The 23,125-nt window shown below is 38.7% G+C and carries 23 protein-coding genes; 7 read left to right on the top strand and 16 right to left on the bottom strand.

What is annotated here, in order from left to right:
- Window positions 1-3: 3 nt before the first annotated feature.
- The 5 genes from mshL to LT090_RS02330 are packed head-to-tail and all read right to left on the bottom strand — an operon-like array spanning window position 4 to window position 4,195.
- Window positions 4-1,689 (bottom strand): pilus (MSHA type) biogenesis protein MshL, encoded by a 1,686-nt coding sequence (mshL, locus tag LT090_RS02350; RefSeq protein ID WP_068544964.1) that lies wholly within the window; start codon window positions 1,687-1,689, stop codon window positions 4-6.
- A 12-nt stretch (window positions 1,690-1,701) separates the two neighbouring features.
- Window positions 1,702-2,022, bottom strand: a complete 321-nt coding sequence (locus LT090_RS02345; RefSeq protein ID WP_068544965.1) for a hypothetical protein — start codon at window positions 2,020-2,022, stop codon at window positions 1,702-1,704.
- Window positions 2,015-2,692 carry a hypothetical protein gene (locus LT090_RS02340; RefSeq protein ID WP_068544966.1) on the bottom strand — a complete coding sequence of 226 codons (678 nt, stop codon included), beginning with the start codon at window positions 2,690-2,692 and terminating at the stop codon, window positions 2,015-2,017. The genes LT090_RS02345 and LT090_RS02340 overlap by 8 nt, the downstream gene beginning before the upstream one ends.
- Window positions 2,692-3,294: a hypothetical protein gene (locus LT090_RS02335; RefSeq protein ID WP_068544967.1), complete on the bottom strand. Its 603-nt coding sequence runs from the start codon at window positions 3,292-3,294 to the stop codon at window positions 2,692-2,694. Before LT090_RS02335 ends, LT090_RS02340 begins: the two co-directional genes overlap by 1 nt.
- Window positions 3,287-4,195: a hypothetical protein gene (locus LT090_RS02330; protein ID WP_068544968.1), complete on the bottom strand. Its 909-nt coding sequence runs from the start codon at window positions 4,193-4,195 to the stop codon at window positions 3,287-3,289. The genes LT090_RS02335 and LT090_RS02330 overlap by 8 nt, the downstream gene beginning before the upstream one ends.
- Before the next feature lie 169 nt (window positions 4,196-4,364).
- Here LT090_RS02330 and LT090_RS02325 point away from each other — a divergent pair, with 169 nt between their 5' ends.
- A complete protein-coding gene (locus tag LT090_RS02325; RefSeq protein ID WP_068544969.1) occupies window positions 4,365-5,309 on the top strand; it encodes a 1-aminocyclopropane-1-carboxylate deaminase/D-cysteine desulfhydrase in 945 nt (314 codons plus the stop codon).
- 60 nt (window positions 5,310-5,369) lie between these two features.
- On the opposite strand, the gene rplI is transcribed toward LT090_RS02325, so the two are convergent.
- From rplI to rnr, 6 genes are all read right to left on the bottom strand, one after another.
- Entirely contained in the window at window positions 5,370-5,822 is a 453-nt protein-coding gene (rplI, locus tag LT090_RS02320; RefSeq protein WP_068544970.1) for a 50S ribosomal protein L9, read from the bottom strand.
- 17 nt (window positions 5,823-5,839) lie between these two features.
- Entirely contained in the window at window positions 5,840-6,067 is a 228-nt protein-coding gene (gene rpsR / locus LT090_RS02315; protein WP_068544971.1) for a 30S ribosomal protein S18, read from the bottom strand.
- Window positions 6,068-6,077: 10 nt separating this feature from the next.
- A complete protein-coding gene (gene priB, locus LT090_RS02310; RefSeq protein WP_068544972.1) occupies window positions 6,078-6,386 on the bottom strand; it encodes a primosomal replication protein N in 309 nt (102 codons plus the stop codon).
- Between the two features lie 6 nt (window positions 6,387-6,392).
- Window positions 6,393-6,806 carry a 30S ribosomal protein S6 gene (rpsF, locus tag LT090_RS02305; protein WP_068544973.1) on the bottom strand — a complete coding sequence of 138 codons (414 nt, stop codon included), beginning with the start codon at window positions 6,804-6,806 and terminating at the stop codon, window positions 6,393-6,395.
- Between the two features lie 479 nt (window positions 6,807-7,285).
- Window positions 7,286-8,044: a 23S rRNA (guanosine(2251)-2'-O)-methyltransferase RlmB gene (gene rlmB, locus LT090_RS02300; RefSeq protein WP_068544974.1), complete on the bottom strand. Its 759-nt coding sequence runs from the start codon at window positions 8,042-8,044 to the stop codon at window positions 7,286-7,288.
- Window positions 8,045-8,109: 65 nt separating this feature from the next.
- Window positions 8,110-10,491, bottom strand: a complete 2,382-nt coding sequence (gene rnr / locus LT090_RS02295; RefSeq protein WP_068544975.1) for a ribonuclease R — start codon at window positions 10,489-10,491, stop codon at window positions 8,110-8,112.
- A gap of 223 nt (window positions 10,492-10,714) precedes the next feature.
- On the opposite strand from rnr, the gene LT090_RS02290 reads away from it, so the two are divergent.
- On the top strand, window positions 10,715-11,143 hold the full coding sequence (locus LT090_RS02290; protein ID WP_068544976.1) for a cytochrome b562: 429 nt from the start codon (window positions 10,715-10,717) through the stop codon (window positions 11,141-11,143).
- 39 nt (window positions 11,144-11,182) lie between these two features.
- Window positions 11,183-11,830, top strand: a complete 648-nt coding sequence (locus tag LT090_RS02285; RefSeq protein WP_068544977.1) for a cytochrome b/b6 domain-containing protein — start codon at window positions 11,183-11,185, stop codon at window positions 11,828-11,830.
- Between the two features lie 122 nt (window positions 11,831-11,952).
- On the opposite strand, the gene LT090_RS02280 is transcribed toward LT090_RS02285, so the two are convergent.
- The 5 genes from LT090_RS02280 to LT090_RS02260 form a co-directional block, all read right to left on the bottom strand.
- The gene (locus tag LT090_RS02280) at window positions 11,953-12,819 is read right to left on the bottom strand and encodes a TraB/GumN family protein (RefSeq protein WP_068544978.1); all 867 of its coding nucleotides are present in this window, start codon (window positions 12,817-12,819) and stop codon (window positions 11,953-11,955) included.
- A 19-nt stretch (window positions 12,820-12,838) separates the two neighbouring features.
- Window positions 12,839-15,967: an efflux RND transporter permease subunit gene (locus LT090_RS02275; RefSeq protein ID WP_068544979.1), complete on the bottom strand. Its 3,129-nt coding sequence runs from the start codon at window positions 15,965-15,967 to the stop codon at window positions 12,839-12,841.
- 8 nt (window positions 15,968-15,975) lie between these two features.
- Window positions 15,976-17,055 (bottom strand): efflux RND transporter periplasmic adaptor subunit, encoded by a 1,080-nt coding sequence (locus LT090_RS02270; RefSeq protein WP_068544980.1) that lies wholly within the window; start codon window positions 17,053-17,055, stop codon window positions 15,976-15,978.
- A 147-nt stretch (window positions 17,056-17,202) separates the two neighbouring features.
- Complete coding sequence (gene erpA / locus LT090_RS02265) at window positions 17,203-17,544, bottom strand: iron-sulfur cluster insertion protein ErpA (RefSeq protein WP_068544981.1); 342 nt, start codon at window positions 17,542-17,544, stop codon at window positions 17,203-17,205.
- Window positions 17,545-17,622: 78 nt separating this feature from the next.
- On the bottom strand, window positions 17,623-18,201 hold the full coding sequence (locus LT090_RS02260) for a DUF6776 family protein (protein WP_157726587.1): 579 nt from the start codon (window positions 18,199-18,201) through the stop codon (window positions 17,623-17,625).
- Window positions 18,202-18,484: 283 nt separating this feature from the next.
- Between LT090_RS02260 and LT090_RS02255 the strand changes: the two genes are divergently transcribed.
- The 4 genes from LT090_RS02255 (at window position 18,485) to hemL (ending at window position 23,031) form a co-directional block, all read left to right on the top strand.
- On the top strand, window positions 18,485-20,170 hold the full coding sequence (locus tag LT090_RS02255) for a chloride channel protein (protein WP_157726588.1): 1,686 nt from the start codon (window positions 18,485-18,487) through the stop codon (window positions 20,168-20,170).
- Window positions 20,171-20,608: a protoporphyrinogen oxidase HemJ gene (gene hemJ, locus LT090_RS02250; protein WP_068544984.1), complete on the top strand. Its 438-nt coding sequence runs from the start codon at window positions 20,171-20,173 to the stop codon at window positions 20,606-20,608.
- Window positions 20,609-20,718: 110 nt separating this feature from the next.
- Entirely contained in the window at window positions 20,719-21,726 is a 1,008-nt protein-coding gene (locus tag LT090_RS02245; RefSeq protein ID WP_193408715.1) for an aspartate carbamoyltransferase, read from the top strand.
- Between the two features lie 24 nt (window positions 21,727-21,750).
- Entirely contained in the window at window positions 21,751-23,031 is a 1,281-nt protein-coding gene (hemL, locus tag LT090_RS02240; protein WP_068544985.1) for a glutamate-1-semialdehyde 2,1-aminomutase, read from the top strand.
- Window positions 23,032-23,125 lie beyond the last annotated feature (94 nt).

The raw sequence follows: 23,125 nt of genomic DNA, 5'->3' as shown, positions 1-23,125 counted from the left end.
CAGTTACTCGCTTTCAGGGAACCATTTTTGTAATAATGAGCGAGCCTCTTTTATTTGGTCTTGCCAAGTAGCTTTGCCAATAACAATAGGTTTAAGCAATATAACTAACTCTTTCTTAACAACCGCTTCACTTCGATTGGTAAAAAGTTCACCCAAAAATGGTATATCACCTAGGAACGGTGTTTTCGATTCAATGTCTGTTTTTGATGATTCAATCAAACCGCCAAGAACTATGATTTCACCAGATTTAGCTTTCACTATCGTATCTGACTCTCTAACTCGAGAGCGAGCAAGTGGTAACACAATGGTCTCTTGATTAAGTGTTAAGCTTTTTTGCTGTTCAGTAGTGACAGTTACTGATGGGTGAACGTGCAATATAACTTCACCAGTTTCATTTATTTGCGGCGTTACGTCTAAGGCAATACCTGAAAAGAATGGTGTTAGGTCAATCTCAGGTGTAACCGTTGTTGCATTACCTGTCACCGTAGTGCTCGAGACTTCTGTAACGAAGTACTCATCTTCACCAACTTTGATCACAGCTTTTTGGTTATTAGTCGCTGTTACTCGCGGGCTTGATAATGTTTGCACCTGCCCCTGAGTTGAAAGCAAGGTAATCAATCCTGAAAAATCGGTGCCTGAAATCGCTAAACTACCAGAGCCGCCAATAGCAGTAGATATTGAGTTTCCTACAATATTACCGCCGGTTGAAAATCCAATATCAGCGCTATCAGCTTCGCCAATTGCACTCCACGAAATACCTTGTTGGTAATCGTCATTTAATGTTACTTCGAGGATTTTAGCTTCGATTATGACCTGACGACGTAAATGTTCTTGAGACTGTTTTAAAAATGCTTCAATCGCTTTAATTTCATTAGGCAATGCTCTTACTGTCACTAAACCAGATTGCGGCGAAACAATAACATTTCGACCACCTTCGGTGCCTACTAATGATGCCAATGTGTCTTCTAACTCTTGCCAGTATTCAGATTCATTTTCCGTGTAAATGTTAATGCCACTGCGCTGATCTTGGCCATTGCCTTGATTACTACTATTACCGCCGTTTGAGCCATTATTGTTATTGCTGGTTTGGCCATTATTTCCATTTTGATTGCCACCACTATTAGGGTCGTTGCTAGAAACGCCGCCTGAATTAACACTGGTAGAAGATAATCCTGACCGTTTTATAAATAAATAATCTAAGGCGATGGTTTGTGTACGCATGCCGGCTGGATAGACTTGGATGATTCGGTTATTGCGTTTTATATCGTAACCATAGATATCTTGAACAATATCTAAAACCTCAGAAAGAGTTACATCACTTAAATTAAGTGTAATATCACCACTAACTTCTGGGTGAAGCGCAATAGAATAATCAGTACCATCTACGATTGCAGAAAAGAAGCTAGTCGCAGGGATTTGGTTCGCAGCAACATCCATTCGCTTTTCTGACATTAAAGAATTTCTAGCCTGGGACAAACCTTGTTGCATAATATCTTGTTGGACTGCCAAAGGTACTTGCGTTAAAGGTTTTGCTTTAACTTCTTTCTCTTCAGTCACAGCATCATCAAGTACATCCATAGGCTGCTCTTGATCTACTTGTTTGTTATCTTCTTGCGGCGCTGTACTTGAACATGCTGACAGCGTGAACGCAGAGGAAAAGATGACTGAGAATAACAAATGCTTTTTCATATTATTTTCTACTTATTTTATTAAAGCTTGATTAAACAATGACAATTCGATGGTCTCTTCATTACTTTGAAGAGTAACACTACGTTTTTTTATATCAATGACAGTAAATTCACCTATGCGATCGCCGAGCTTAACGGTCTTGTTATTTATAATCGCTTTTCTAGTATTACTTGTTTTCATAATTGACTTTAAAACGAGATGTTGCTGTGCAGTTTCCGCATCAATTACCGTTTTTGTCAGCGGTTTAGTCGGATCTTTTTCAGCGGCAAACACGGCTGAATTAATCAAAAAGGTGCTAGCCAATACACTTAATGTAAAAAATATTTTAAACACCGATGAACTCCTTACGCGTACTTAAGCTATACATTTTTATATTTAATATCGCGTTTGGATATTTTTCTATACTGTATTGGAATTCATGCCAATAAAATGACCACGGCATCTTTTCAACGTTTTTAAGGTAGTTTCTTAACTCAAAATAACTACCTTCCAAAGTGACATTAAAATCGTGCTGATATAAGTTAATTTGCGAACTGGTTGCTTGTGTAACCTCACCTGCCGAATTTAGCTCTTCCTTAATTAAAGGTGCTGGTGCAAGTGACTCAAATGATACAAGTTTAACTTTAGGCGTCAATTTAAGCATATCTTGCAATGCCGCACGCATTTCAGTTGGCTCAATTAGCTCATTGGTTAATGACATTAAATCATTATCTAATTGCGATAATTTCTTTTGATACTGCTCAATTTGCTGATCGAGCGCTTTATTAGGGTCATTGGCCAAAGTCGTTTGAGCTTTGACTACCTCTAATTGCAATACTCGATTCTCATTAGTTAAGGTACTGATTGAGTTTTCAAGGCGATTCGCTTGCTTATTACTACTTTGCAATGCCAAAGCGTCAAACAGCAAATAGCTGACGATAATCATGGCAAACAAAATAATATATTGCTCACGTATATTTAGTTTTGAAAAACGCTCTGACCACACAAACCATTGTTTTTGCATTATTCATTCTCCCCTTTTTCAAGTTCAGAACGAACGACGAATTCGGTGTCACCATTATCGTTTACCGACAACGCAAAGTGCGAAAAGCTCTTGCCGGCCATAAATTTAGATTTTTCAAAGCCGGTTAACCAGTTAGGCACAGAATCAGCATTACGTGCTGCACCATACATACTGACTTTGTCATCTGAAATGATTACTTGTGAAAGACTGATTTCACTATTGTGGTAAGTAGCCAACTCTGTCATCACATCAGCAAAACCGCTCACCCTAACTTGAGTTCTATCGGTCAACTGACGGTGCAAAATCTGCTTATTTTGAAAAACAAACTTCATCTTCGCTAGCTGGTTCACCTTTCTAGGATTTTCAACTCGAGTTTCAATTACTTCTGCATATTGCTCTAGTTGATTAGAAAGCTGCACTTTCTTTTTTCTCAGCTCATTATAGTTATCATCAAGTATGCTATTTTGATAACTTAGAACCGCATAAAAAACGATCAACAACGAAAGAAATGCTACCCAAATTCTCACCACATTAGTTAATGTAAGCCATGTTTGAACTGCAACGAGTTCATCTTTAAGTAGGTTAATACGAAATTTATTCATCTTCTGCACCGGCCTTTTGCAATTCCATCATACCGCCGACACTAGCTGCTGCTGCACGCATATGCTCAAATGACTCTGGTAATGGCAACAAACTTACATCTATATTAGCGTTACGATTAAGTTTCTCGACAACAAATTTTTCATGCTTTATTGGCAGTAATACTTTAATTTCATTGATAGGCGCTTGCTTCAATTGTCGTTCAAAATAATCCATAGACTTTTGCAACTCAACACTTAAAGCATCGCAAATTCCTTCCGACAATTGTTGTTCTGAATATCCACCAAGCTCGTTAAAACCACGAAGCCTTCTGCTTAGGTAGATTTGCCCATTAAATACGATTATTAAAAACACATCCTCAAAAGGTTGCTGACACAGCAACATAACAGGCTTAGTTGAATCCTCTATAAGGTTTGCAAACGCAAATTCATCTGTAATGATGCCAAGCAATTTATTTTGATAACGTTTAAAACTATCGGTGAACTTTTTTAGATGGGATAGGTGACAGCATATAACATTAATCTTTTGAATACCGGCGACAACAACAGGAGAGTCATAGTAATCAACAATCATATCATCAGGTTCAATAGGCACTATATCTTTTACTAGCCACTTCAAAGCAGCAGGAATTTCATCATCAGGTAAATCAGGCTTATTAATTTGTACATTATGATAATGATTACCGGACAATACGAGATAACCTTCGCCAGCGACTTTTTGCTCGGCAAGCAACTGCTCTAACCAATCACCGACAGTTTCAGTTGTTTCGGTAAAGTATTCATCAACAGCACTTGAACCATCTTTATTTTTAATCGCAAAAGAGCCTATATGGCTTCGCAAGGCGACGCCAAACTGATTGTTATTTGAGCTTCTTGAAAAAATTGTTTTTATTCTATTCAGCATTCAACTCGACTACCTATCAATAAAACCCCAAAATTAAGGCTAATTCAATACCATTATGGCAAGTTTCACAAAGCGTGCAACACATTTGTTAATTAAAGGTTGCATCAAATTAAATTAGCCGTCGATGTTATTATGGTAAGTAAATCAGTTATTTGACACAATGTAGCTAATGAACAAGATATTAAGCCAATTACAGCCGGTCAATCACCAATTATTTTATAAGCACAATATAAGCGTGATGATTAAACGCGATGATCTAATTCATCCTGTCATTTCGGGAAATAAATGGCGAAAGCTAAAATATAATCTGCTGCAAGCAAAAGCTGAAAACAAAAACACCATTTTAAGTTTTGGCGGTGCATTCTCAAATCATATTCACGCATTAGCTTATGCTTGTAATGTTCAAGATTTAAACTCAATCGGAATTATTCGCGGTGAGCCAGAATACGCAAACAACTTTACCTTACGCTGGTCGAAGCATTGGGGAATGGACCTAAATTTTGTTGACCGAAAAACTTACAAGCAACGAGATAACCCTGACTATATCGATCAACTATCAATACAATATCCTAACGCATACATAGTGCCAGAAGGTGGAAGTAATGAATTAGCTCTACCTGGTATGGGTGAAGTAATAACAGAGATAAATGAGCAAGCAGATTTTGACTATCTGCTAACGCCAGTTGGCAGTGGTGGCACATTGGCGGGATTGGTAAAGGCCGACAATAACAAACATAAATTGCTGGGTATTTCAGTTCTAAAGCAACAAGGCTATCTTGATGATGAAGTCAATAAATTGCTCGAAAGTGACGACAATAGATTTAAAAACTGGCAAATATTAAATGATTTTCATCGAGGCGGTTACGCGAAATACAAGAAAGAGGATGCTAAAAGAATTTATCAGTTTAGTCAGCAGACGGGCATTCCTTTTGAGCCTGTATATTCAGGTAAGATGCTATTAGCGTTTTTAGACTTATTGGAACAAGGTTATTTTCCGGAAAAATCGAAAATAGTACTTTTGCATACTGGCGGCCTTCAAGGGTTAGGTGGTATGCATGAGCGAGGACTTCTTAATGACCATGATTGGCCAATTCCACAACGCGCTCCAGTCTAAAGCACAAAAAAAAGCACCGCAAGCGGTGCTTTTTTATTCATTATTTAATCTAAATAACGATTACGCTTGAGCGATAACTACAACTTTAACAGTTGTATCTACGTCAGCGTGAAGGTGGATAACGATATCGAACTCACCAGTTTCACGGATAGTACCTAGAGGAAGACGAACTTCTGCTTTAGCTACTTCAACACCAGCTTCAGTTAATGCTGTAGCGATGTCGTTTGTACCGATTGAACCGAAAAGTTTACCTTCGTCACCAGCTTTAGAAGCGATAGTAACTTCAGCTAGTTCTACTAATTTAGCAGCACGAGCTTCAGCAGTTGCTAAAACTTCAGCTAATTTAGATTCTAACTCAGCACGACGTGCTTCGAAGTGTTCAACGTTTGCCTTTGATGCGATAACAGCTTTACCTTGAGGTAAAAGGTAGTTACGAGCATAACCAGACTTAACTTCTACCTGATCACCCAGGCCGCCTAACTTGGCAATTTTATCAAGAAGAATTACTTGCATTTTAATAGCCCCTTAGGTTACTTGTGTAGGTCAGTATATGGTAATAAAGATAAGTAACGAGCACGCTTGATCGCACGACCAAGTTGACGTTGATACTTAGCTGAAGTACCTGTAATACGGCTAGGAACAATTTTACCACTTTCAGTGATATAGTTTTTTAACGTAGCGATGTCTTTGTAATCGATCTCAGCTACGCCCTCTGCGCTAAAGCGACAGAATTTACGACGTCTAAAAAAACGTGACATGGGATTTCTCCTAATTAATCATTTCAATTTTTTGGGCATGTAATACCAAAATTGGATTCCCACTTCTGGTTTCGTGACGGTTAATAAAACCAGACACTTTTACATTACAGCCCGCAATAAGTTCACGAGATAAGTTTTGTGACCATTGACCCGTTGCCACTACTTGCATTCTTGCGAATGTTTGGCGGTTCATGCCATCTTCATTTTGGATAGACCGATGTTCTAACGAAAACTTACAATGGGCAATCCCTGCTGGGCTTATTGACACTTGTGCGGTTTTTACCACAGCGCCTGTCAATACAAGGCAATTTTCACTCACTAATTACTATTCTGCAGCTGGTGCTTCAGTAGCTGGTGCTTCTGTAGCTGGCGCTTCTGTAGTAACTTCTTTTCTCTCGCGGCGGTCTTCGCGACGGTCATCTTTAGCAGCAGCCATAGGTGATGCTTCAGTTACCGCGCCTTTAGTGCGCATGATCATGTTACGAATAACAACATCGTTATAACGGAAAGAAGTTTCTAACTCATCAATAACTGACTGTGGCGCTTCAATGTTCATAAGAACATAGTGTGCTTTGTGCAATTTATTGATTGGGTATGCTAACTGACGACGACCCCAGTCTTCAAGACGGTGGATAGTACCTTCAGCAGCAGTGATCATGTCTGAGTAACGTTGGATCATACCAGTTACTTGTTCACTCTGATCAGGGTGAACCATAAATACGATTTCGTAATGACGCATTACAAATTCCTTACGGTTGTAGCCTCAAATCTGGCTCAGCCAAACACCAGTGCAGAGGCAAGGAACAAAAAGTTCAGGCTGAATTAAGGACGCGTATTGTAGGGAAAATGAGCAACTAAAGCAAGGCTTTGTTGTAACAAGTTGCAACCAATTTATATAAGCCTATCAGCAACAAAAATACTTCGTGGCAAAATGTCAGAGAATTTTACACTTTGATTCTATTAAAAAGGCTGAATCACAATAAGTTATTGTACTTATGTACTTTTACATATTTGGCCCAAAATATGCATAATATTATAAACAAATATTTAACTTTTAACGCTATAAATAATAAGGAAAACAAGATGAATCGCTACAAGGAAGACTTACTCATTCTTTTGTTTTTATTAATTTTTATTTTTATTGGTAACTATGCAGTATCGACAACCGCTGAAGATGACTCAACGGCTATATTGGAAGGTTAAATTGAGACTCAATTGTTAATTCGTTAATCGCTGTCTTACGATTTCAAACAAACAAATTCCGCTTGCAACAGATACATTCAAACTCGATACTTCGCCAGCCATAGGTAATTTAACTAAATCGTCGCATGTTTCACGAGTTAAGCGACGCATACCTTTGCCTTCAGCGCCCATTACTAATGCCATCGGCCCATTAAGCTTACAATCATAAAGTGATTGGGTTGCTTCGCCAGCAGTGCCAATAATCCATATACCTAAATTTTGCAGCGCTTTCATTGAACGAGCTAAATTGGTTACCTGCACTAAAGGAATTGTTTCTGCAGCGCCTACAGCAACTTTTCTCACCGTAGCAGTAATACGAGCAGCATTATCTTTTGGTACGATAATAGCTTGCACGCCTGCGGCATCCGCATTACGCAAACAAGCACCAAGATTATGTGGGTCAGTTACGCCATCTAGAATTAATAAAAATGGTTGCTCATTTCTAGCTAAAGTCGACTCGACAATATCTTGTAAATCGTCTTCTGTAAAAACTTTACCTGCTTTTACTCTCGCAATAACCCCTTGATGTTGCTCTCCCTCACTTTTGTCATCCAACGCTTTGCGATGCATTTGCTGCATCGATACACCGTATTTTCGAGCAAGGTTTATTATCGGTAACAAACGTTCGTCTTCACGTCCTTTTAATAACCAAAGTTCAATAAATCGCTCAGGCGCTCTCTTCATTAGAGCACTAACCGCGTGAATACCAAACACTAATTCATCTTGTTTTGCCATTTTTACTTTTACCTTTTGTTAAAGCGATCTTGACGCTTTTACAATATTAATATCTGTTTAAATACCTATTTCGCTTTTTTACGAGCGTTTTTACCAGGGCGCTTCTTCTTTTTAATTTTACCTGCTTTTTTAGCCCCGCCTTTTGTGTTCGCTTTGGCGCTTTTTGCAGATTTATCAAAGGCAGAACGTGCACTACCTTTTTTAGATTTCTTATAATCAGCGCTTGCAGCTTTTTTCTTAAGTTTTTTATTAGGCGTTAAAACTTGTGAGTCTCCGGCAAGAATTAAGTCAATTTTCTTGTCGTCAAGATTTACCGCCGCTACTTGAACATCTATCACATCACCAATGTGATAGCGCTGCTTAGTGTGCTCGCCAACTAAGCACATATGCACTTCATCATGACTGAAAAAGTCTTTTCCAAGAGAGCTAATATGAACTAACCCTTCTATATGAAAATCTTGTAAACGAACGAAAAAGCCGAAATTAGTTACAGTGGAAATGACCCCGGTAAACGTATCGCCAACATGATCTTGCATAAATTCACATTTAAGCCAATCTGAAACATCCCGGGTAGCGTCGTCAGCCCGGCGCTCAGTCATCGAGCAATGTTCACCTAGCTCGCTAACTTGTTGTTCATCATAGCTGTGAAAGCCAATATTAACTGAATCCGTGTTTTGCTTTTCAAGCACCGCTTTAATAACACGGTGAATAACCAAATCGGGATAACGACGAATTGGAGAGGTGAAATGTGAATATGCATCTAGAGATAGACCGAAATGTCCGAGATTTTCAGCTTGATAAACCGCCTGCTTCATTGAACGTAGCAACATAGTTTGAATTAATTCTTTATCTGGACGATCGGCAACCTTTTCTGCGATTTCCTTAAAATCACCAGGATTTGGCTCATCCTTTTTAGACAGCTCAATGCCTAGTTCAGCAAGGTAACTTATTAAGTTGTTATATTTATCTTCATTAGGCTTGTCATGGACACGGTAAAGACCGGGCTTTTGATGTTTCTCAACAAATTTGGCCGTCGCAACATTGGCCAATATCATGCACTCTTCAATGATTTTGTGAGCATCATTGCGAACAACCGGCTCTACGGATTCAATTTTTCGTTCAGCGTTATAAATGAAACGAACTTCTTCGGTTTCGAATTCAATTGCCCCGCGTATACGACGAGCATCAACTAATGAATGATAGAGCTTATGCATTTCCTCAAGGTCATTTACACGATCACTATATTGTTCTCTTAATTCTCCGTCGCCTTCTAAAATTGCAGCCACTTTTGTATAAGTAAAGCGAGCATGAGAGCGCATAACGGCAGGGTAAAATTTGGCATCAGTTAATTTACCACTTGCACTAATTTGCATCTCGCTTACCATACATAAGCGATCAACATCAGGATTTAATGAACATAAACCATTGGAGAGAACTTCCGGTAACATTGGAATGACTTGGTTAGGAAAATAAACTGAATTACCGCGCTTAATCGCCTCGCCATCAAGGGCAGTGCCAGGTCGAACATAATAGCTGACATCTGCTATTGCTACCCATAAACGCCAACCACCGCCTTCTTCAGGTTTACAATAAACTGCATCATCAAAATCTCGAGCATCTTCTCCATCTATTGTGACTAATGGTAAATCACGCAGATCTATACGACCTTGTTTTGCTTTTTCGTCTACTTCATTGGTTAGAGAAGAAATTTCATCGAGCAATTCTTGCGGCCATGCATGAGGAATATCGTGTTGATGAACAGCCACCTGCACTTCCATGCCAGGAGCCATATGTTCCCCTAAAACCTCTGTAACTTGACCTAAAGCAGTAGTTCGTTTGGTAGGGCGCTGAATAATTTCAGCAATAACCATTTGTCCATGACGAGCGCCTTGGTGTTTGCCTTTAGGAATGACAATTTCATGACTAATTTTGGCATCTTCAGGAATGACTGTGATGACTGAGTGCTCTACAAAAATTCGACCAATGATTTTATCTTTGCGCGGTACTAAGACATCCAATACTTTAACTTCTTGTCGCCCTTTTTGATCGGCACTAGCAGTTATTCTTGCTTCGACAATATCGCCATGAATAAGCTTGCGCATTTCATGATATGGAATATAAAGATCTTTCTCCCCATCATCAGGTTTTAAAAAGCCAAAACCATCTCGATGACCAATTACTTCACCAGTAATAACTGACGACTGAGTCGCAATAGCGTACTGCTTGAACTTAGTAAATACTAACTGACCTGCATTCTCCATTGCCCGCAACCGACGTTTGACGCCAATCTTTTGTTCCTCATCTTTATAACCGAGCAATTTACATACTTGGACAAAAGTCATTGGGTGACCTTGTTCGGTAATTAGTGATAATAACAATTCACGGCTGGCGACTGGCTTGTCGTATTTGTCAGCTTCTCGCTTGAAATGGGGATCTTTATGCTTCAAATTTTATGTTCAACTTAAATTTCTGTTTTGTATAGCATTTAGTATATCACCTAATATTAGTATGCATAAGGAAAGTAACTGTACAAAGTTAATAACCTAGTTCGTTAAAAGTATCTATGTTCAACCAAAGATTGGGTTGGACTGGGTTTATTTATTTGAATTGCTAAAGATACAGTGGTATTTTTCACCTAGTATTCACTTATAAAAATTTCACAGGGAAATTATGAAAAAATTATTAATTACAGCACTCTTATCATTCGTAACGTTAACTTCGGCAAATGCCGCACATCCGCAATGCGGTGAAACTGAATTAGCAGATATCATGTCATCGATGAAAGATAACATGAAAGCAATTAAAGCCGCATCAAAACAGAAAGACAGCGCAAAAATCAGTGAAATAGCTGCTGAGTTACTTGTACATGTTCAAGATTCTGCTAAATACGTACCATTAGCTATCTCAGATAAGAAAGAGTTAACTGCGCAGCAGCAAGCTGATTTTGACAAATACCAAAAAGGTATGAAAGCGCTAGAAAAAGCCGTTTTAGAATTAAAAAATGCAACGTCTTTTGAACAACAAAAAGCGGCATTAGGCTTAATCTCTAAAGCGTCTAAAAAAGGCCATAAAGCATTTAAGATGGATTGTGACGACTAACTTTAAGTTCTCAACATCTATATAGAAGTTACAAGATCAATGACAAGAATTTGGGACAACTTCACTCGTATCTATCACTTTAGCCAATTGATACTTATTGGCCTGCTTTGGTATACCGGTGACAACGGAATGTTTGAACTTCACTTTGCCAGTGCATTTGTTTTGCTGGCATTGTTAGTCACTCGTATCTTATGGGGAATATTCGGCAGCACCACTTCTAAATTTAGCCATTTCGTAAAGTCGCCATTTCATGTTTTGAAGGCGTGGAAGGAAAACTTAATTGCCAAACCTGCTGTAGGTCACAACCCTGTCGCTGGTTATATGATTATTGCTTTGATGCTATCAATGTTGGTACAGTTATTCACCGGGTTATTTAGTTCCGATGATGTATTTTCTGAAGGTCCTTTATATGTGTTTGTTGATGAATCATTTGCTAGCTCTATGGTGAGTCTACATCATTCAAATTTTGATATACTATTGGCTCTCATCTCGCTACATGTTCTCGCGGGCATTTTGCACTTAATTCGTGGCGACAATGTCATTAAAGCAATATTCACTGGCTTTAAAAATAACATTCACGAAAAACCTAATAGCCTTGTTTTTAAATCTGCGGTTTTACCGATAATTATTTGGTTAATAATCTCGGTTGTGATTTATCAATGGGGCATGGCTTACGCGAGTTATTAGCAATATATATTGTATTTAGGTATTGCCCATAGGTGTTACCTATAGATTTTCCTTTAAGAAGATGTGATTAATAACAAAAGCCCATTCAATGAATGGGCTTTTTAATGTTTACTATCAAAAACTTACATTTGTTCGATGGTATAGCCTTTATCGCTAAGCATTTTTAGAACACCATCGTTTCCAACTAAATGCAATGCGCCAACCAATACTAATTCAACTTCTTTAGTGGTGAAATATCCTTCTAAATCATCCATCCAATTATTGTTACGCTCGACAATGATTTGGTTATACGCTGTTTCAAATTCAGCCTTCCATTCTTTAGCAGCTACATCAAATAGTTTTTCGTTTTCGCCTGCTCGCCATACAGCTTTCAGCTCAGCCATTTTTTCGCCTAGAGTCGCCATATCTCGCAACGTGTAAGTAATTAGTTCATCTTCATATCCCTTACCCATATTAGCGATATAGCTCATTTGCTCTTCTGCGGTTTCCAAAAACTTAAACGACTTACTGTCATTCTTACCTTTTAATTGATAATACGCATCAACACCTGTACCACCAAGTCCTAATGCTTGCAGCTCTAACATAGTAATTGTTATGCTGATCATTGACGGCTTAAACGATTGAAGGTTAGCTAAAGGTATCCCCTTTGATGTTAAGTAGGCATTTAATTTTTTCACTGTTTCTGGCTTTAAATCATCTGCGTATGTTCGCCCATCTTTGTACATCATATTCATCATTAACTTTTGAGCATTTTCAGGCTTTTGCAATGCAAGACCATCCATTTCCAGAACAATAATTTCTGCTTGGTCGTAAGCTTCGTCAAATGCTTTTGGTAGTGGATAATCGCTTTGACTAAGTACATGAACAGTACCACCTAAATATACGCTACTTCCGTTTTTTGTTACTTTCCACACTGGTGCTTTGGCCATTGCTGAAAAGGTAAAACTAGTGATCAATAGAACCGTAATGGCTTTCCATATTTTATTCATTTTATATTCCTTATTTTGGTTAGATTTCTTCATAGACTGACGTTGCTTGCCACACTGTGGATTTCACTTTTTGCTGTTTATAATCGCGGAGCGCTAATAAACAAGGTGTCAATACTAGAGTTAAAAGTGTAGCAAATGCTAGGCCACCTGCCACTGCAGTAGCTAATTGTGCCCACCATTGAGTAGATGGAGAGCCAAAACTTACATCTTGTTTGATAAAGTCGATATTCATTTGTAGCACCATAGGTAACAACCCTAAGATTGTTGTAACAGTGGTAAGTAACACTGGACGTAAACGCTGCGCGCCAGTGCGTAAAATTGCATCTTTCGCACTAAAGCCTGATGCTCTTAGAACATTATACGTATCAATTAAAACGATATTGTTATTAACAACAATACCGGCGAGAGAGATCACTCCTAGCCCAGACATTACTACACCAAAAGGTTTACCAGCTATTAACAAGGCTAAAAACACACCGACCGTAGAAAATAATACCGCAGATAAAATCAACATCGCCTGATAAAAACTATTAAATTGAGTGACTAAAATAATTGCCATTACAAATAAAGCGATGGCGAAAGCGTTGATCAAAAAGTTCTGCGATTCTTGTTGCTCTTCAGATTGCCCTTTAAATGAAACAGCAACACTCATCCAGTTTATATCGGACTCTTCTAATTGCTTTTTCAGCATTGGTAGTGCTTTGTCAAGCTGGCTATTAGGAGCCAAGTCAGCTTGTAAACTAATGACTCGCCTTCCATCAATACGTTGAATATTATCAATTTTAGGAATTGCCGACTTTTCAACAAAATTAGTCATAGGCACCAAGCCGTCTTGCGTTTTTAATCGCAACTCATCTAAACGATTGATGCTACGTTTATTGGAAGGAAAGCGAACACGAATATCTAAGTCATCATCAACATCATCAGGGCGGTACTCACCAAGCTTAAGCCCGTTTGTAACCATTTGAACCGAGGTACCAACTAATGTCGCATCTGCACCAAAAGTAGCCGCCAATGCTCTATCCACCTTAAGCTGCCATTCGATGCCAGGTTTTGCTCCCCCATCTTCAATATTGGTAAAGTGCTCGTTTACATCTAATGCTGCTCGAACCCTTCGAACCGCATCTTCTAATTCCACAGGGTCACGAGAAGATAGTTCCAATTTCAGGTCTTTACCTTGTTGCGGTCCCATCTGATCTTTTCGAACTTCTACTTCAACGCCTGCATAGTTATCGACTCGTCGATGAAGTTCTGCGACTAATTCATTAGCACTTGGCCTAAACTGCCAATTAACCAAGTTAATTCTAAGCTTGCCCACTAAATCATTACCACCAGTTTTAGAATACAGAGACTTAATTGAGCTCATATCTAGAATGCGACGTTCAATTTCACGCATTACTTCATCTTTTTCATGAATGGATAAATCACCATAAGATCGAACCGTTAGACTAATTCCTTCAGGTTCGACATCAGGAAAATATTTGCTACCTAAACCTGAGCCGATATAATTCACCATCACCGCAGCGGAGAACAGAATAGTCAAAGATAATACTTTAATCGGGTGATAAATAGCGACAGAAAGCATATTGACGTATTTTCCAACAAAGCCGTCTAAAGATTTAATATCGCCTTCTTCTGCTTGTATTAATTGTTGTTTCTCTTCTTCAGTAATAACTCGACTTTTGCCCCAAATAGATCCCATAGTAGGTACAAATATCAACGCCATTAATAACGACGCTGTTAAAACTGCAATTAGCGTGATTGGCATGAATTTCATAAATTCACCCATCATTCCAGGCCAAAATAATAATGGTGCAAATGCAGCAAGGGTGGTCGCTGTTGAAGCTATAATTGGCCATGCCATGCGCTTAGCCGCCATCGCATAAGCTTGCTCTTTATTAATACCTTCACTCATCTGTCTATCGGCAAATTCAGTCACCACTATGGCGCCGTCGACTAACATGCCAACCGCCATAATAAGGGCAAATAAAACAACAATATTGATTGTTAAACCAAATACTGAAAGTACTAAGATACCGGTTAAAAATGAACCAGGGATTGATAGACCAACCAAACTTGCAGTACGCGCACCAAGAGCAGCAATAATTACAATTACAACTAACAACACCGCTGAGATGACATTGTTTTGTAAATCTAGCAACATAACTTTGACGTTTTTCGACTCATCGCCCGTGTAGTTAACTAAGATATGCTTTGGCCAAAATACGCGTTCTTTCTCGATTAACGTTCGAACCCTATCAACCGTATCTATGATATTTTGACCAGGGCGTTTTTTAACTTCGATTGAAATCGCACGTTCACCATTTAGTCGAGCAAAACTAGTTGGATCTTTGTAAGCACGGCGAACGATAGAAATATCTTCAAAGGTTACGACTTTCTCACCTTCTACTTTTATTGGCAATTCCAACATATCTTTAAACGATTCAAATACCGATGGCACTTTAACTGCAAAGCGGCCTTTACCAGTATCCATGGTTCCAGCCGGTACTAAGCGATTATTACGTTCAACTAGCTGAAATATATCATTTTGATCAAGGCCATAACTTTCCATCAATAGTGGATCGACAATGATTTCCACCATATCTTCTCGATCGCCACCGATGTCAACTTCTAATACTTGCGGCAATGCAGCAATTTTATCTTCCAAATCACGGGCGATAGTAATTAAACCGCGCTCACTTACAGGGCCAGATAAAAATACTGTTACAGCCGGTTGGCTACTCGCCATGGTGACTTCTTTTACAACGGGCTCCTCCGTCTCATTGGGCAGTTTAGCCTTGGCTAAAGTAACTTTGTCTCGAACATCTGCTAACGCTTCTTTAGCATCGAACCCTGGCACATATTCAAGCATAATACTTGCGTGACCTTCACTCGATGTAGAGCGCATTTCCTTTATGCCTTCGAGGGATTTTAGTTCGTTTTCCATTGGTCGCACTAACATGCGCTCAGCATCTTCCGGAGAAATGCCATCATGTATCATTGAAATATAAATATTAGGAATGGGAATATCGGGTTTTGATTCTTTTGGGATACTGTTGTATGTGATAGCGCCAGAGATGAGTAATAACAGAAAAATCATCATTACCGAACGTGTACGGTATAAAGCAGAATCGATTAACCCTAGCATAACTGTGATTACTCCATCACAGCTTGAACTTTATCTCCAGGTCGGACAAAGCCCTGACCTAGAGTTATTATTTTTGCTTGTTTCCCAAGACCGGTCAACCAAACACCTGAATCGTCGCTTTTAACTATGTTAATTTTGGTAAAAACGACAATATCATCAACAACCGATTTAACACCAATGTTGCCATTTTCATCAAGTGCCAATAAAGCTGGAGTTACTTTTATTGCAGAAACTTCTTGTACCGGCAACTCGACTTCTGAGCTAATACCAGCTAGGTATCGAAAATTACTGTTTTCAATCGCTATTTCAGCTTTAAATGTATTGGTTCGTTCATCAGCAACACTAGCAATATAGCGGAGTCGTCCGGTAAGTGATTGTTTATTAAATAAACTTATTTCAGCACTCTGCCCATGTTTAACTAATTCAACTTGATTCTCAGTGATATGCGCTCGAATGACTAACGGATCAAGATCGGCAATCATCGCAACATTGTCACCAACTTTTAGATAATCACCAATTTCTACAAAACGCTCATTTAAAATTCCATCAAACGGTGCGTAAATAGTTGTATTGGCGATATCATTTTCAATTCGAGCTAATTCGGCTTTTGCATCGGTAACATCGCTTAGTTTTTGCGCCAGTGCTGATTGACCTTGATATCCGCCATCAAATAACTCTTTAGCGCCATAATATTCGATGCGGCGTTGTTTAAGCAGGGTACGGTAATGTTCTAATTGTGCAGGTAAATCATTAAGTGCAATGGTGGCTATGATATCGCCTTTTTTGACCATTGAACCACGTTTTGCGTGGACTTTCGTTATTGCGCCCTTAACCTGAGCTTTAATGGTTACCGAACGATTTGGCTCAGTGCGGCCATAAAGGGTGATTGTATTAGTGACTTGCTCAGCATTAATTATTTCTACTTTAACTTTTGCAATTGGAGCTTCTTTCTCTGCGTTAATATCTGGATTAATTTTTTCAGCATTAAGCCCGAACATTAACCATATTAGTAATAATGCAGCAATGAAAATAGCAATAATATATGGACGCTCTGCCAACCATAGCCGGAAATGGCTTTTCTGACGCATTTCTTCCCCAAAAAAATATTTTTATAACTTATAAGGTCAGTATAAAACGAAGAAGGGATAATAAGCAGCAAAAAGTTAACATTTTATTAAATTTTTGCTGCAAACAGAGTTACTTAAAGAGGTATGTTCGAATATTATTGAAAAATATTAGATAGAAAAAGAAGAACCACAACCACAGGTTGTTTCTGCATTTGGGTTGTCAACTAGAAAACGGCTACCTTCTAGTCCTTCAATATAATCAACAGTACCGCCTACTAGGTATTGTAGACTCATAGGATCAACAACCATAACAACCCCCTGTTTTTCTATAGTCATATCCCCTTCGTTTACTTTTTCATCAAAAGTAAAACCATATTGAAAACCCGAACAACCACCACCGGTTACATAGACACGTAATTTTAGCTCTGGGTTTTCTTCTTCATTGATTAACGTTTTAACCTTATCGGCCGCTGCATCACTGAATTGAATTGGCATTGGATTTTCTGACATAACTACTTCTAAACATCGATTACTAAGGGAGGCGAATTATCTTAAACCTGAGCAATTTAATCAAGTATTAAAGCAAATTTAGCCCTGTTTATTGTTTGACCAAGGGTATGATTCGTCCAATCTATGATATTTTTGCCATTTTCCTGCCGGTAAAATCGCTGAAACATCAACTTTTTCAGGAATAAATTCATCAGGTAAAGTAAATTCACCTTCTAACACCTGAAAATATTGAAAGCTAAATGATAAAGATTTCTTATCTAGTTCCGATATATTAGAAATATTTACTGTAGCCGGTCGATCAAGCAAACTTCCGTTGAACAATACTTCAACATGCCCTTTAGCGTAACGCTTACTCTGTTGTTGCTGCACCAGCACAACCCGAATACGGTAATGGTTTTTACTTGTAGTTGGAATAATTTCTACTTCGTCAATAACGATGCCATTGGCTTGCTTTTCAGGAGCCATTATTTTTTCATAAAAAGCTAACTCTTTTTTTAATGAAAAATGATCGTCTTCAACACTACGAAGCGCCTGCTGAGCTTTCTGATTTGCTTGTCGCTCAATTTCCAACTCTACTTGTAGGGTGTTAATCATACTTTTAGCTTTTTCATTGGCTGAATACAATTTATCAAGGCGCTGAGATTGATCGTCAATCATTCTTTCTTGATGCTTTTGATAAAGGTTGCCAGCTTTAAAGCTCGCAAAAGCAATCACCAACAATATAGATATGCAAATTATTAATAATTTGAAAGCGCCAAATCTTTGGTGTAATTTGGAAATTGTTATGTTTTTTAACCAGTTCATTTTTAAGGTAAAATCTTTCTCAAATATGTTAAACTTTGCGGTATTCGCACTAATTCTGCACCCATTTAGTTGCTAAAACTATTGATTAAATAAACGATAAGGATACTCCATGTCTTTAGCGAGACTAAGGAAAAAGTTGGCTAAACCAGAACCTTCTTGGCAACTATGTTTGCTTGGAATAATAGGCGCATTGCTAGCATCGTTTTTTATTATTTTATTTCGTTTTAGCTTTGAATGGCTCCAATTACTCTACCTTGATAGTGTAGATCACTACAATACTTTAACAGAAATTTATCGTTTTTTTACACCGCTAATCGCCGTTGCCTTTATAATTTTATTTTCTTGGTTAACTGGCTTTAAATATTCAAGAATGGGGATTCCGTTTGTCATTTACCGATTAAAAGCAGCTTATGGCTCGATTCCTTTACGAAATACCTTAACCCAATTTTTTGGCGGAATATTCGCTTTAGCCGGTGGTTTCTCTGTAGGGCGAGAAGGTCCAGCGGTTCATATTGGTGCCGCAAGCAGTAGTTTAATTGGTAGTTATCTATCTTTACCCAAAAACGCCATTAGAACGCTATGTGCTTGTGGTATTGCTGCCGGCATTTCCGCAAGTTTCAACACGCCGTTAGCGGCAGTTATTTTTGTAATGGAAGTAATTTTACGAGAATACAAATTACATATTTTCGTGCCTGTAATCCTCGCTTCTATCATCGGTTCGATGATGACACACGCATTCTTTGGACCATTCCATGAGTTCGAATTTTTTGCCTATATTGTTATCGACTTTTGGCACTATCCTTTACTCATCGTCTTTGGAATTTGCATTGGCTTTTTGGCTAAAGCCTTTAACTCAAGTTTAATTGGCGTGCTAAAAATATTTCATAATCAACATATGTCAAAGAGACTTGTTTTAGCTGCATTGATAATGGGGCTTGTTGGCGTTCTTGTGCCACAGAGTATGGGCTCTGGGTTAAGTGCGATTAGCTTTATGTTGGAACCCGATGTTGGGGTTTGGATCATCATTTCCGTGCTCATTGCAAAATTTGTGGCTACGACAGCAATACTAGGCCTCGGTGTTCCTGGAGGTATTATCGGACCGACACTAGGCATAGGTGCAGTGGCCGGAGCTTTGATGGCATTGTTTGTAAACTATATTTACGGCGGGGGTGATTTTTCAGGAGGCACCTTCACTGGTGGGGAATTCTCCGGCGACTACGCTTTGATGGGAATGGCTGCGATGTTGGCGGCAACATTGAATGCACCGCTAGCCGCGTTATTAACGATAATTGAATTGTCAAATCAGTTACAACTAGCATTACCAGCTATGGTTGTAATAACGAGCGCATATTTGACATCCAGTCAGTTTTTGAAGAATCGCTCAATATTTTTACAACAATTGGAATATCAACAATTACCTTATCAGTTGTCTCCTGTGGAAGATGTATTGCAAAAACATGGTGTTTTGAGTTTAATTCAAGAAAACTATCAACTGATTGAGAGTGATGACAAAAACCAATTACGACAACAATTAATGAGTATGGATTCTGATTTGTTTTTAATTGCAAGAACCCCTGCAACTCAAGCATTGCATTTTGTTGAAAGAGAAATTAACTTGCCCCTTTTGGAAGATGATTCACAAGCGGTTAAGATCAGTGAAATGCCAGCAATTTCTTCGCAAGCAACCTTGTCTGAAGCCTATTTTGCTCTTCAGGAAAAACGAGATGGTGCGGTTTATATTTATGAAAAGACTAATGATAATGTCATTGGTTTACTCACGTTTGAAAAAGTTAGAAGCGTTTTAACGAAAGGAAAGGTTTAAATGAGTTCTCTGTTATGGATAAAAGCATTACATATTGCTTTTATGGTTGCTTGGTTTGCCGGCATATTTTATTTACCTAGGCTATTTGTATATCACGCCGAGTCAAACAGTGCAGAAGTTCATCAGCAACTTAAAACAATGGAAAGACGACTTCTGTACTTTGTAACCCCGTTTGCTTTACTGACCCTGATTTTGGGCCTGATATTGATTTATATGTATGGCTCGGCTTGGTTTGCTCAATCGAGCTGGCTTCATGTAAAGCTGGTTCTAGTAGCGGTTTTATATGTGTACCACGGATATTGCTTTAAATTGTTAAGTGATTTTAAAAATAATCGGAATACACGTTCCGGACGATTTTATCGTATTTTTAACGAACTACCGGTTCTAATTCTATTTGCAGTAATAATTTTGGCGGTTGTTAAACCGTTACTTTATTAACAAATATAGTAAATTGTGCTATCGTTTCGCGCAATATAATCACGAACATGAATACTAATAATTGCACAGCCATTATTAAATTTTATTATCTTTAATTTCAGGTAGTATCTATGATGAAGTTTCAAGGTAGCCATATTCTTTCGGTTTCACAGTTTGACCGAGAATCTGTCTCTAGAATACTTGATGTCGCCAAAGCGATGATCCCATACGCAAGTCGTCAAAAACGTTGTACAGTTTTAGAAGGCGCAATCCTCAATAATTTATTCTTCGAACCAAGTACTCGAACTCGAGTATCTTTTGGTACAGCATTTCAATTATTAGGTGGTTTTGTCCATGAAACCGTTGGTCAAGAAAGCTCTTCGTTATCAAAAGGTGAATCATTGTTTGACACTGCTAGAGTGATTAGTGGTTATTCTGATGTGATCGCCATGCGTCACCCTGAAATGCACTCTGTTGCTGAATTTTCGAAAGGAAGCTCTGTACCTGTAATTAATGGTGGCGATGGTGCCAATGAGCACCCAACTCAAGCATTACTTGATTTATTTACTATTCAGGCTGAAATGGCGCGTTTTGGGAAAGGGATAGACGACTTAAACATTGTACTGATGGGCGACCTTAAACACGGTAGAACCGTTCATTCATTGTCTCGTTTGTTAAGTTTATACAATAACGTCAACATCACCCTTTTAGCACCTAACGAATTACAAATGCCAGACTCAGTAATTTCTACATTATCTAATGCCGGCCATAACATCACGGTCACTGACGAAATGGCGGGCAACCTGCAGTCTGATGTTGTTTATCAAACACGAATCCAACAAGAACGTTTCGCAAGCGTTGAAGACGCTGACAAATATCGTGGTCATTTTAGTTTGAATAAATCGGTATATGAACAATATTGTAAAGATCATACCGTTATCATGCATCCATTACCTCGTGACTCTCGACCAGAGGCGAATGAGCTTGATGTAGATTTAAATGACAATCAAAATTTGGCGATTTTCCGTCAAGCTCAAAATGGTGTTCTAGTTCGTATGGCACTGTTTGCACTTACATTAGGGGTTGACGAGAAGCTCAGCCAATTTGAAAAAGACGTTACCTGGTTTACAACTAAATAATCAGCGTACTAACAAGGCAAAATTATGTCACATTCAGAACAATTATTTGACCAAGCCCAACAAACAATTCCAGGAGGGGTAAACTCTCCAGTTCGAGCGTTTAAAGGGGTTGGTGGTACACCAATATTCATCGAGCGAGCCGAAGGCGCATACATTTTTGATGCTGATGGTAAGCGTTACATCGACTACGTTGGTTCATGGGGACCAATGATTTTAGGTCATAATCATCCAAAAATTTTAGATGCAGTTATCAAAACCGCAAAGAATGGATTGAGCTTCGGCGCCCCCACTGAACTTGAAATAACCATGGCTGAAAAAGTTCGCGAACTTGTTCCTTCGATGGAAAAATTACGTATGGTAAGCTCAGGTACCGAAGCGACTATGAGTGCTATTCGTTTAGCTCGTGGCTACACTGGTCGCGACAAAATCTTAAAGTTTGAAGGCTGTTACCATGGCCACGCTGATTCACTTCTAGTGAAAGCTGGTTCTGGCGCATTAACACTTGGTGTGCCAAATTCTCCAGGTATTCCTGAAGATTTTGCTAAGCACACATTAACGACCACGTTCAACGATATCGAAGCAGTTAAGCAAGTGTTCGCAGAATATGGCGATCAAATCTCTTGCATAATTGTCGAACCTGTTGCCGGTAATATGAATTGTATTCCACCAGTTACTGGTTTCTTAGAAGGGCTTCGTGAAGTTTGTGACCAGTATGGGAGTGTGTTGATCTTTGATGAAGTCATGACCGGCTTTAGAGTTGCACTTGGTGGCGCGCAAGCACACTATAATATCAAACCTGACTTGACTACCTTAGGTAAAGTAATTGGTGGCGGAATGCCAGTTGGTGCATTTGGTGGTAAAACTGAGATCATGGATTATATCGCGCCTGTTGGTCCTGTTTATCAAGCTGGTACTTTATCTGGTAACCCAATTGCTATGGCCGCAGGTTTTGCTGCATTGTCGGAATTAAGTGCGACTGATCATCACTGTCAACTAACGGCTCAAACTAAACAGTTAGCTGAAGGATTTAAGCAGGCTGCACAGCGCCAAGGCGTGAAATTAAGCATTAATTATGTCGGCGCAATGTTTGGTATATTCTTTACTGACAAAGAGCAGATTAATTGTTTTGCAGAAGCGACCGCTTGCGATAATGAAAAGTTCAATAAGTTCTTCCACTTAATGTTAGATGAAGGTGTATATCTAGCTCCTTCAGCATTCGAAGCAGGTTTCTTATCTACTGCCCATAGTAGTGAAGATATTCACCAAACATTAGAAGCGGCTGAACGTTGTTTCGCTAAGCTTTAAATTATTTAATTAGCTTTACATAAATACATTAAAAAGCACTCAATTAAGCAAATTGAGTGCTTTTTTATTTTCTAATAATCTTATCAAATAACGA

Origin of the sequence: Thalassotalea crassostreae (genome assembly GCF_001831495.1) — a bacterium.
In the GTDB taxonomy this organism is placed as follows: domain Bacteria; phylum Pseudomonadota; class Gammaproteobacteria; order Enterobacterales; family Alteromonadaceae; genus Thalassotalea_A; species Thalassotalea_A crassostreae.
Note: the sequence above shows the minus strand (reverse complement) of the source record. Positions and strands in the feature narration are given on the sequence as shown.